We start from the raw sequence: 2,669 nt of genomic DNA on the forward strand, positions 1-2,669 counted from the left end.
GGGCGCCGGCGTGGCCGGGGCGGACGCCCGGGCGGCGGGAAAGCGAAGGCACGGGGGCGGGCGCCGGTGGGCGTGCGGTGAGCGGTCGACGCTCGTACGTCCTCGGCGCGCGGGTGCCGGGTGGGTGTCGGTGCGCGTGTCGGGGCACGACTGGTGCGTCAACGGTCCGTGATGCGTGTCGAGTCGATGACGTAACGTATCCGTGCCGTCCCGCCTTCACCCGCCAGGTGTCCGTGCGCCGGACCGTTCCGGCGGGTGGCGGCGGATGCCACACGTCCGCGCCGGCCGTGGCGCGCCGAGCCGAGGGGGAGTCGGTGACCGATGGACGAGGGCCTGAAATGGATCGTGGGACTGCTCCTGTTCTGGCTGGTCGTGGCGCTCGCCATCACAGGTGCCTGCCAGTCGCCTGGTGAACGCCGACAGGGGAGGTCGCGGGGGAGCGGCGGCGCGTTCGGCGCGGGTTGGGAACTCGGTGGCGGCGGGGACAGCGGAGGCGGGGCCTGCGACGGCGGTGGTGGTGGCGGCTGAGCGCGCCGGCGCCCGCCAACCGTACGGCCGGGCTCGCACGCGCGGGCGCCGGCCCACGAGCGCCTACGAGCCCGGGCGGGTGTCCAGCGTCGGGAACTGTGAGCCGTCCACCAGCGCTGGTAGCGGCTCCGGGAGCTGGAGCTTCTCGCTCCAGCCAACGGCGTGCTGCGCCCGGTAGGTGCCCTCGCTGGGATCGGAGAAGGCGGCGAGCTCCGCCGCGAACGGGTCGATGACCAGATAGACCGGGATGCCTGACTCGGCGTACTGCGCGCGCTTGGCGGTCCGGTCCATGGTCAGGCTGGACCGGGACACCACCTCGGCGACGAGCAGCACCTCGGTGGGCGGCACCGTGCTTCGCCAGGTTTCGAGCACGGCCGTCGGAGCCACGAAGAGGTCGGGGATCGCGAAGTCCTCGCTCTCCGGTGTCCTGGTGACGCCGAGATGGTCCTCCAGCTCGTATCCGACGGGGACATACGGCAGCAGCATGCTGGCCAGCCGCCACAGCATGCGGCCGTGCATGCCGGTGGGCGTAGGTGACACGACGATGGTCCCCCCGATGATCTCCACCCGATGCCCCTCGGGCACCCGTAGTTCCTCGGCGACCTCGCGCATGCTCTTTGCCGCCACCACTGCCTCCGGAAGCGTCGCGGTCATACGGTCCCACCACCTCCTGCCCGCTCCAACGATGGCACACCCGCCCCCGTAACGGCCCGCGCACGGATCAGTCGGCGGCCTCCGCTCGGCCGAGCAGCGCGTCGCGGTGCGCGCCGCCGGACTCGGTGATCAGCTCCTCCACGCTCTGGGGCGAGCGGACCGGCAGGAACCGGATGTCGCCGCTGTGCGCCTCCTGGGCCTCGTCGGCCGCGCAGGTGAAGCCGTACACGCCGGGTCGGGGCAGGGAGTTGTAGCCGAACGGGTTGGAGAAGTAGTACGCCCCGGTGTCCAGCAGCGCGGCGTGGTCGCCGGCCTCGAGCCTGGGCAGCACCCGGTCGCGGGCCACCAGGTCGCCGGCGAAGCAGCAGGGGCCCGCGACGTCCTGGGCCACCTCCTCCACGGCGGTCGATCCGGTCGCCGCCCCGACCGCGGCTGGCTCGGCGGTGCTCGCGTGCTTGGACAGTCCCTTGGGGTCGTACGCCCGCACCCGGATCGGCCAGGCGTCCGGCGCGAACACCGTGCGCACAGCGACCTGCGCGCCCGCGTGGGTCACCGCGATGGGCCGGCCGCCGGCCGACTTGGCGTACTCCACCCGGGCCACGATGCTGCCCGCCTTGGCCAGTAGCGAGCGCCCGAACTCGGTCACCAGCCCGTACCGCCCGTCGAACAGGCCCGGCACCGTGTTGGCCAGCAGGCGCGCGTAGTCGGCGTAGCTGGGCGTGATCTCGTCGGTGTCGAAGTTCACCGGTAGCCCGCCGCCGATGTCCAGGGTGCTGACCTGCTGGTGCCCGACGGCGGCGTTGATCTCCTCGGCCAACTCGTAGGTGGCCCGTACGCCCGCGGCCATCGTCTCCAGCGCCATGCCCTGCGAGCCGACGTGGCAGTGCAGCCGGGTCAGCCACGGCCGCTGCCGGTAGGCCCGTACGACCCACGCGCGGGCGCCCTCGTCGCGCAGCGCGACGCCGAACTTGGAGGTGGCGGTGGCCGTGCTCATGGCGTCGATGGCGCCGCCGCCGAGCTGCGGGTTGACGCGCAGCCCGAGCCGCGCGTCCGCGTCCGGGCGCAGCGCGTCGAGGCGGGCCAGCTCCTCCGGGTTGTCGGCGTTCAGCGCGATGCCGGTGTTCAGCGCCTCGTGCAGCTCGCTGGCCGTCTTGGCGGGGCTGTCCAGCACCGTACGGTCCGGGTGCACGCCGGCCGCGCGGGCCAGCGCCAGCTCGCCGGGGCTGGCCACCTCGGCACCGATGCCGCAGTCGTCCAGCAGCCGGAGCACGGGCACCAGCGATCCGGCCTTGACCGCGAAGGTGTGCAGGACCCGCTGCCCGTCCGCGGCCACCTCGGCGAAGGCGGAGTGCAGCGCGGCGGCGGACTCGCGTACGGCGGCGAGGTCCAGCAGGCCGGCGAGCGGCTGCTGGTCGCCGGACACCAGGCCCTGCTCGACTGCGGCGCGTATGGCCAGGTCACGGCGGGGGGCGGCGGGGGTCGTCGGG

At 73.9% G+C, this 2,669-nt stretch carries 3 protein-coding genes; 1 reads left to right on the plus strand and 2 read right to left on the minus strand.

What is annotated here, in order from left to right; genetic code table 11:
• The first annotated feature begins 321 nt into the window (after window positions 1–321).
• Window positions 322–528 (plus strand): hypothetical protein, encoded by a 207-nt coding sequence (locus AN216_RS03215; protein WP_070195053.1) that lies wholly within the window; start codon window positions 322–324, stop codon window positions 526–528.
• A 63-nt stretch (window positions 529–591) separates the two neighbouring features.
• Here AN216_RS03215 and AN216_RS03220 read toward each other — a convergent pair whose 3' ends face one another.
• Window positions 592–1,182 carry a Uma2 family endonuclease gene (locus tag AN216_RS03220; protein ID WP_070195054.1) on the minus strand — a complete coding sequence of 197 codons (591 nt, stop codon included), beginning with the start codon at window positions 1,180–1,182 and terminating at the stop codon, window positions 592–594.
• A gap of 67 nt (window positions 1,183–1,249) precedes the next feature.
• On the minus strand, window positions 1,250–2,669 hold a 1,420-nt coding region (locus AN216_RS03225; protein WP_079166203.1), incomplete at its 5' end, for a type III PLP-dependent enzyme domain-containing protein.

The organism is Streptomyces oceani (assembly GCF_001751245.1).
In the GTDB taxonomy this organism is placed as follows: Bacteria; Actinomycetota; Actinomycetes; order Streptomycetales; family Streptomycetaceae; genus Streptomyces; species Streptomyces oceani.

Coding starts and splice junctions, on each gene's coding strand:
- AN216_RS03215 (WP_070195053.1), top strand. CDS start 322: ATGGACGAGGGCCTGAAATGGATCGTGGGACTGCTCCTGTTCTGGCTG.
- AN216_RS03220 (WP_070195054.1), bottom strand. CDS start 1,182: ATGACCGCGACGCTTCCGGAGGCAGTGGTGGCGGCAAAGAGCATGCGC.